Raw genomic sequence first — 7,814 nt, forward strand, 5'->3', positions numbered from 1 at the left:
TCAACGGCGACACCTCCCCGTGAATAGTAACTAATGCAGGTTGTACGCAATTGGTATAAGAAAAATTATTTTTTTCAATTCTTGGACCTTTTGGGGTGTGGTTCAACATCAAATTTGAGGTGCCTCGTGAATAACCATGCCTCCTATTCACGACGCATGGCTTCGTGAATAGGGGCGGACTAATTTTTAGGGAAATTGGCAAAAAATGTACTCTACCGTTTCGGGCCTCCAGCCAGTTCAGTTATCGAATCGGTGACGCACTGGTACCGGTCAGCTGAAGTCTAAAAATTTACTAATTTTCGTGAATGACGCTAAAAAAGACCATTTGCCGACATTTGAAATCGATTATTAGGCGTATTCTATTCAGTAGTTACTCCCCCTTCCGCTTCCGGCGTCTGAGAGGTTGTGAACAAACCGTGAACAGATATATTAAAAAAATACTCGGCGGCCAGCCCATTAACTACGGAGCTTTTCTGAAACAGCTTCCGGAGCCGTTTCGCCGTCTCCACAAGGATCTGTTTGCTACAGAGAAAGTGCAAGCCAATCAGTGGCTGGTAAGGGTTCTGGATGACGCCGCGTTTGCGGAACTGCAGAATGTAATGGAGGCCCCCGGCAGCCGGGTAGAGGCCGCAAAAAAAGGCAATTCTCACCGTCACGGTACTGACGTCAGTTTTCTACTTGTTTATCGTGATGGATTGGAGTCTGACCGGCCGTATGTGGTGGTCATCGGGAGTGATTCCGTGGACTTTGGCTTCCAGCGCGCCCGCTCTGTTCTGGTGGTCGAGAACGAGCAAAATTTTTATCACTATAGGCAGATGCTGAACTTTGCCAGTGAGACGCTGGGCAGGCGGTTGGAGTTACCAGAGTGTGATGTGGTTTTGGGTGGTGGCAACCGGATTACCCGGGGCGCTGTTCTTGAATGGTTGAAAGGCTATGAAGACGTATTCTGCGCCTTCGATTATGATGCGGGTGGCCTGCACATGTTCTCGACGATTGCTGCTTCTCTCCATGAGAGAGCGCATTTTGTACAGCCGGCCAACTGGCAGCCATGGCAGAGCCAGTTCCGCAAAGTACCAGACAGCACTGAAAGATTTATAAAAGCCATAGCGCTTGCGGAAAACCTGGGGTTTGTGTTGTTGGCAGAGGCTTTCCGAACCACTGGAAAATTCATGGAACAGGAGTTGGTTCTGAATGAGTGAACCTCAAACGATCCCGGGCAATTTCACCTTCGGCATCCGCCGCCTTGTGCTGGTGGACTCCGCTGGCTTTTGTTACGTGGAAATCCCGGTGGATAACCACGGTTTGATCCTGGGCCCGGGCAACTTGGGTAAATCCAGCCTGCTGAACTCCTTGCGCCTGTTCTTGCTACCTGAAAACAACTTCAAGAACAGCCGCAAGAAATTCGCCTTCCGCAATGCCAGCGCGGGCAGCTTTTACACCAACGAAGAAAGCTACCAGCATTACTTTCCCAGCCAGTTCAGTTTCCTGATTATGGAAGCCGAGAACCCGGCCGGTGTGCATTGCCAGATCCTCTATCGGGACAACGCCAGCCAGCTCAGCTATGGCAGGGCTTTTGCGCCTGTAAGCTACGAGCAATTGCGGCCGTTATTCTGGAACGGCGAGGATGAGGCGGGTATTGGCATGGCGGTGCCGGAGTTGTCGTTCAGCAGGTTGTCAGAAGTGTTGAAAAAACTCTCCAAAGAAACCCGGTTGGTGAGTGACCCGGCCAAGTTTAAACAGATGCTGTACAGCAGCGAATTGATGAACGCGGATGCCGTGCGCTATTCCGTTCTGCCGCTAGGTGAATCTGACGAGCGCCGGGTGCAGTCTTTGCGCACCCTGATTCTGTTGCTGTTTGAAATGAAGGCCGACGATCAGGCCATGGCCAATGCCGTGGCCAGCATCATTGAGGCGGACAAGAAATTTGCCGATGACGCCTTCGATTTCAACATAGACGACTTCCTCAATCGCCATGATCAGTTAAAGCAGCAACAAACCCAACTGAACCAGATTGAAAAAGAGCGCTCCCGGTTCGAAAAGTTGCACCGGGATTATCAGGCCTATCAGTCTTTGCTTCGCAGTCAGTACGACTTTGCTGCACTTCGGGATGGCGTAACCAATGCCCTGCAGGACATTGGCAAACGGCGCAAAACGGCGGTGGAAGCGTTCAATGAGCAGAACGATATTCTGCGCCACTTGCAGCAGGCCCTGAAAAAACTGGATCAGGAAGAAAATGGTCTGAAAGGAGAGATCCGCTCTGCTGACCGGCGTATCAAACAGGCGGAGCAGAACCAGAAGGATGGTGAATTACTGCTGTCGCAATACGGTGACCTGACCCTTCAGGAAATCGAGGAGGTCCAGAAAGAGGAGCTGGCGGACAAGAAAAACCACCTGGCTGCCTTGAAAAGTGCCGCCCAGGCGGAAATACGGCTGGGGCAGATCCAGCAGAAAAAAGACGAGCTTGAACGCAAACGCGACGCCTTGAAGGTTCGGGAAAGCAAGCAGCAATGGCAAATGCAAAACCAACTGGACGAAGCCATTGCCGCGCCTTTACGAGCCGTCGACCCGCGACTGATGATGGCCAGCCCCGGCCAGGATCTGGATGCCAACAGCAAGGCCACCATCGAAGCTTTTGCCCGGCTGTTTGTGCCCAACGACCGAGGCTTTGACTGGTTCGACACCGAATATCAGGCGCAACCGGCAAGCCAGGCCAATTATGCCGAGCAACGCCAGCAAATCCAGGGCGAACTCAATGGTCTTGAAAAGGAACGCTCCGAACTTGCCGGTACCTCCAGTCAGGAATACGACCGTCCGCGCCTGATTGAGCGTACAGAAAAGGAAATCCGCGCTATTGAGAAAGATTTGGAAACCCTGAGCCGTTTTCCGGCAGCGGCGACCACCCTTAAAGATGCTACAGAAGACAGAGCAGCGGCTGACGAGCAGTTGGCCAAGCTGAACGAGCAAGCCCGGGTGGAGCAGGAGAAACAGGATGCGGTTCAGCAAAAAGCGGCCAAAGCCAAATCAGAAAAAGAGCGCATTGAAGAGCGGGAGAGGGAGCTTGCGGGCCTGAGCCGCAGTGTGGGTACCGTGGAGCACCGCTTCCCGTACCTGCAAGCCTTGAAATCGGAACAACCGCTCGCAGTGGAACAGGTATCTGTGGCCGCGTTTGACGATCTACAGACTCAGTTGGATGATCTTGAAAAACGCCGAATCAGTATCCTTGATCACCTGCGCCAGTTCGTCTACCTGAATATCCATGACGACACGGAAGGCGCTCTGCAGAAAGACAGCCCGGCGTCATCAGTAATCCGCGAAACCTTTAAAAGCCTTTCCGATTTGTTTGCCGGCATGGCCGAGCGCTGGAGTATGTTGGAACAGCAAATCGGGATTCACAACGAGACCGTTGCCAGCTACCGGCAGGCTCTGAAATCCAACCATGAACACATTGCCCGTTTTGAAGCCCAGCTCAATCGCGAACTGGACGGCGTACGAATCAACGATCTGGTAGAGATTCGTGTGGATATCCATACCGATCCAAAATTTCGCAACCTGGTGGAAGAAGCCAATAACATCGACCCTTATGGCGACCAGTTGCAGTCGGACGCTTTTTACGACCGTTTGCGGGTGTTCGTAGCGGACTTTTTCGGCGACCAGGGCGACAGTAAGCGCCTGACCATGGATAAGGTGATTACCGGCATTTCCTACCGAACCCGTAAGGAAAACACCGTAAATCTGGACAAGAAAGGCCAGTCAACATCCACAACGGCTCTCATCAACCTGGAACTGGTACACCGGTTGTTAAAGCGGGTGCTGTATCCGGGCGTGCAGCTGTCGTTCCCCATGGTGCTGGACGAGTTGGCCAGTGTGGACATCAGCCAGTTGCCCTCGTTGTTGGAAAGGCTGCGCAAGCAGGGCTTTAATCTGTTCTCCGCCGCCACCCACAGCGCCAGTGCGGAAGTGATTTACCTGATTGGCCGGCATCTGGAGGTAGGGCAGATGCGCACATCACGCCCCTACAACCCACAGCGTACACTGGTGTTCTGGGGCGGTGCCGAGGGTTTCACCAACGGCGAACCACTGAGCCAGTGGGCAGATCAGACCCAGACCAATCTGCTGGAGCCGGCGGATGAGTAAACGCTTCAGCACCCTGGACACGGCCCGGCTTCTGTTCGAGCATCCGAAGATCCTGTTCAGGTTGATCGAGCGGATGGACAGGAACGAGACCCGGCATATCCGGGAAAGTGATCTTGTGGCCGAAGTGATGGACTACACCAGCACACTGGGCAAAGCCGACAGAAGCCGGGTGCGTTTGGCGATGAACACTGACAACCTGTTCCGCAGCGGTCTGGTGATCGATATTGTAAAGGCCGAAGGCGAGCGGCGGCTTGTGTTTCAGGATGCCCTGATCAACCTGATGCGGGCCTGCAACGCGTCACTGTATCAGGAGCTGACCGATGCCCGCCTGCGAGGCCATCTGGTAACCCTTCGTGATGTGCGTAATCGCCTGGAAACCAGCAGCTTCAGCGCAGCTGACCCGGATTACACCGAACTGCGGGACGATCTGAACGAGCGCGTAAGCCAACTCATTGGTTTGCTGCGCCAGAACGTTCTGCGCATGCAAACCATCAGCGCGCAGCTTGCGGACTTGTCCAGCGATGCCAGCCGAACCCCGGAAAAATATCTGGAATTCCGCCAGAACCTGTTTGAACAGATCGTTACCCTTTATGAACGCCATATCAAACCGACTCTGGTGTTTCTGAACCCGGACACACGGCTCCCCGATGGCAGCAACCTGTTTGAGACTCTGGAAACTATGATCAGGCTGCTTGAAAATGCCGGCGAAGACGACCTGGCGGATCAGTTATTCCGCTCATCCATCAGCCTCAACGCTCTGTACAAACCCATTCAGACGGTTGCCCGGGAGGTGGAACACTTCCTGCGGAAAACCCGGCGTGGCATGTCCCAGTACAATGCCATGGAGCATTTCTTTGGCAAACTCAGGGAACTCAAGGATGAAACCGAAACCCTCAGCCTGCGCCGCAAGTGGCTGGAAGGTGGAGGTTTTGCTCGCAGCACCGGTTTTCTCGTGGGTTTGCGCGCCCAGCAGCACCCCAAGCGCTACGCCTTCGGTAACTCATCCAGCTATTACCAGTTGCTGTTCAGCGAGCTGGAGTTGCGCCTCAGTGATCTTCGGCGACAAGCCGAGGCTCCGGTGTTGCAGGAAGTGGACGGAAGTGGCCGACACACCCGTATCGATGCCCAGCGCATCAACCAGCTTTATCACTGGCTGGAATCCCTGGAGCTGCGGCCCACGATGGATCTGGTGAGGGAATTGCACGGCCGCCTGGATGGTTTTATTCCCGGCTACCGCTTCCCGGATTTGCTGGCGGCGCTTAACCGGCTGCTGAACTCGCCCCCGGAGGGTATGCGGGTGGTGACTACCAACCGTTTCAGAACGCTGGAGCAACCATCGGACGGCGAGCAGTTTGTTTATCGCAGGCGCCGTCTTGAAACCGAGGCTTCGGTCAACGAGCAAGAACAAAGCTATGCCTGAATACACTAACGCAATGGAAACAGCCATAAACGTGGACAATCCGGAACAAACCAGCAGCTTTGAACAGATCCTGCCCGCCCACAGCACCGCCATTTACCGGGAATTTCAGGCAGGTCGTGTGATTGTACGGGATGTGTGGGACAGCAACCGCGCCGAGCTGCGCGCCAATCCACTCTACAATTTGCTGTTCAATCACCTCTCCCATTTTCGGACGCTATACGAACACCTGGGCAGCGAACTGGTGTTCAATGAAACCGGTGCTTTTTTCTTTCTCAAGGAAAGCAGCGACGACGAGAGCGAAGAACACGATGTGAATGCCTTTCGGGTGCAGGTGATACTGCTCCTGATCGGGCGCTATTTTGCACGAAGTGGCCGGGATCTGGATTACCTGGGCCGCCCCGATGCCGGATTGGGCGAGCAAGACCTCGCCGCCCTGGCCGCCGATGAAGAGTATCAGGACATTCTTCGAGCTGCGCGCTTCGAAAAAGGCCTGGGGGAAGCCCTGGATTACCTGGAAAAACGCAACCTTCTGTTTCGCTCAGGTGCAGCCCGATACTTTCTGAGTTTGGCCGGTATGTACTTTCTGCAGGAGCTGGTTCGGGAGTATGAGGAGGAATAGTTAAGGAGGTTCTAACTAAGTCACAAAGTCAGCATTAATGCGGCCATCGTCAACCGCACGACCCGCCGCCCACTATGCTGGAGTTTTACCGAAGTTACGGTTGACGCAAGCGGGTATGCACAAACTATCGTTGAACATGGTGTGCAGGTGTACAGATGGGCGAGCTTGGTGGATTTGGGATTTGTGTAAGGATGGTTAGACACAAAACCCAATGAGGAAAAGCGATGAAAACAACCATCAAACAGCTTATGGCCATCCACGAAAAAGGTCCGGTGCTTACCCTAAAAGCATTTCTCAGCGCAGGCTTCTTGGCCTTGCTGTTCTGGGCTGTGCAGGGGGCTGGTGGTAGTCCCTGGCTCAGCTTCGATTCGGTGAGCGCGTTGGTGGCATCTCTGGTTAAGTACAAACTGGTATCTACCTTGGCCATCACTGCCGGAGGGTGTTTTTTTGCCGAGTTGGTCAAGGGGCTGATTGACTGTGAGTCTGGCTCGTAGCCCAGATAGCCGTTAGCTAGACAATGAAAATCGGCAGTACCCGGGATACGGGCGTGCCACAGGCGCGAGGGTCTTTCCGGCGCTTACGCTGTCGATTTTTGGTTGCGTCATAGTTTTTGAGTCTTCCGAGGCTCACGTTGGGGGAGTTGATAGCGATCAGCGGGGAATGCGCATCCCTCTGGGCTTTAGGCACCTTTGCGCCTTCCGCGTATAGAAGGTTAGCCAGCGGCCGAACCCGCAGTTTTCGGCGGTAACGTAGACTGGTTTCTGACGGCAGCGAAGCTAGAAATGATCGTTCTCGTGCGATTGTTTGCTGCAGCTGGTTAAGGGTGAAGCCAGTACGCACTAACATTTCGGTTGATGGATATTTTGCAGCCCATTCCAGCTTCGCGTCAGCACTTTCGAGTGATATGACCTGGCTCGCCGGTTTGTGTCCCCATGAAAAGGTCACCGACCTGAGCGGCTCCGAAACGATTTTTAACTCACGAATGACCTGCAGAAAAACCACCCCTGGGAAATTCAGGTGAATGAGATCAAACCGTTCGTCTGGGTCCCGCACGGTTTGAGCCAGTGTGTTGAAGGTTTTTTTGAGTTGGTTGATGTCCTGAACCTGGTCGATCAGGTGCTCGGGACATAATGAACTGACAGCCACAGCACCGGGCAACCGGAACACCACACGGGTGGACAGTTCCATACCGGTATGGAAACGAGTAAAAGCATCCAGAGCTGCCTTGAAAGCAGGCCCGCCCGAAAGAGGAATTGATTCGATTCGTCTGGGTTCCATAAGTTCTTCTGCGGGCGTGACCAAGGGCAACTGGAACGCACAGCACGCGTCCAGCTGACAGGCCAACAACTGAGCCCGGAGTTCATTGAGGGATTCATCAAGCGCGTCCATCACTCGGTGCAGTTCAGTTGAGAGGGTACGAGTATCCACAGTCGTCTCCTGATCGGGGTTTAAAATCACTCTACCCCGATTCACAAAACCACCTAATCAACACCCCAACACCCCAAAACGGATATACCATCACCCCCTAAACCCGCCCATCCACCCAGCCCCCCTCTGTCAGCCTAGTTGTCCAGTTGGCGATTTCGCCTGAATTTAACCAATCAGGGGCGGCATGGGAGCATTCATGCCACGTTATTCCGA

Annotated in this window: 6 protein-coding genes; 5 read left to right on the plus strand and 1 reads right to left on the minus strand. The window is 53.9% G+C overall.

The genetic code is table 11. From position 1 onward, the window contains the following. The first annotated feature begins 416 nt into the window (after positions 1-416). From MWU62_RS18225 to MWU62_RS18245, 5 genes are all read left to right on the plus strand, one after another. Positions 417-1,199, plus strand: coding sequence for a hypothetical protein (locus tag MWU62_RS18225; protein WP_247116187.1), 783 nt, complete (start codon positions 417-419; stop codon positions 1,197-1,199). After that, on the plus strand, positions 1,192-4,134 hold the full coding sequence (locus tag MWU62_RS18230; protein WP_247116188.1) for a hypothetical protein: 2,943 nt from the start codon (positions 1,192-1,194) through the stop codon (positions 4,132-4,134). The genes MWU62_RS18225 and MWU62_RS18230 overlap by 8 nt, the downstream gene beginning before the upstream one ends. After that, positions 4,127-5,554 (plus strand): hypothetical protein, encoded by a 1,428-nt coding sequence (locus MWU62_RS18235; RefSeq protein WP_247116189.1) that lies wholly within the window; start codon positions 4,127-4,129, stop codon positions 5,552-5,554. The genes MWU62_RS18230 and MWU62_RS18235 overlap by 8 nt, the downstream gene beginning before the upstream one ends. After that, entirely contained in the window at positions 5,547-6,173 is a 627-nt protein-coding gene (locus tag MWU62_RS18240) for a hypothetical protein (RefSeq protein WP_247116190.1), read from the plus strand. The genes MWU62_RS18235 and MWU62_RS18240 overlap by 8 nt, the downstream gene beginning before the upstream one ends. Before the next feature lie 224 nt (positions 6,174-6,397). Next, positions 6,398-6,667 carry a hypothetical protein gene (locus MWU62_RS18245; RefSeq protein ID WP_247116191.1) on the plus strand — a complete coding sequence of 90 codons (270 nt, stop codon included), beginning with the start codon at positions 6,398-6,400 and terminating at the stop codon, positions 6,665-6,667. A 16-nt stretch (positions 6,668-6,683) separates the two neighbouring features. On the opposite strand, the gene MWU62_RS18250 is transcribed toward MWU62_RS18245, so the two are convergent. Beyond that, entirely contained in the window at positions 6,684-7,601 is a 918-nt protein-coding gene (locus tag MWU62_RS18250; RefSeq protein WP_247116192.1) for a DNA replication terminus site-binding protein, read from the minus strand. Positions 7,602-7,814 lie beyond the last annotated feature (213 nt).

The sequence above is a fragment of the Marinobacter sp. S6332 genome (assembly GCF_023016045.1).
Lineage (GTDB): Bacteria > Pseudomonadota > Gammaproteobacteria > Pseudomonadales > Oleiphilaceae > Marinobacter.

Excerpts from the sequence above, each read along its gene's own strand:
- MWU62_RS18230 (WP_247116188.1), top strand. The coding sequence starts at position 1,192 with ATGAGTGAACCTCAAACGATCCCGGGCAATTTCACCTTCGGCATCCGC.
- MWU62_RS18235 (WP_247116189.1), top strand. The coding sequence starts at position 4,127 with ATGAGTAAACGCTTCAGCACCCTGGACACGGCCCGGCTTCTGTTCGAG.
- MWU62_RS18240 (WP_247116190.1), top strand. The coding sequence starts at position 5,547 with ATGCCTGAATACACTAACGCAATGGAAACAGCCATAAACGTGGACAAT.
- MWU62_RS18245 (WP_247116191.1), top strand. The coding sequence starts at position 6,398 with ATGAAAACAACCATCAAACAGCTTATGGCCATCCACGAAAAAGGTCCG.